The 230-nt window shown below is 29.6% G+C and carries 1 protein-coding gene; it reads left to right on the plus strand.

All coding sequences use genetic code 11. From position 1 onward, the window contains the following. Window positions 1–230, plus strand: a 230-nt coding sequence (locus tag SB679_RS26580) for a hypothetical protein (protein WP_410705455.1), incomplete at both ends; no start/stop codon positions are given.

Genomic DNA, 230 nt, shown 5'->3' on the forward strand with positions numbered 1-230 from the left:
GCTGAAATCGTTAATTTGGCTATTGGTGAAAGTAATATGAATTGGTGGCATAGAACAATAGTTGATGTCATTAGGAATTGCTTCCAAGATCAACAAAAGCAAGTTATTGATAATTTCTGGAAGCTTATGGATTCTTCACAAGAAACTCTAAAGAACATATTGACTATAATTACTCCAATAGAGGAATGTGAAAAAATATTATTAAGTTCTTTTCCTAATAGTTTAAAAAG

The sequence above is a fragment of the Chryseobacterium sp. SIMBA_029 genome (assembly GCF_046535275.1).
Lineage (GTDB): Bacteria > Bacteroidota > Bacteroidia > Flavobacteriales > Weeksellaceae > Chryseobacterium.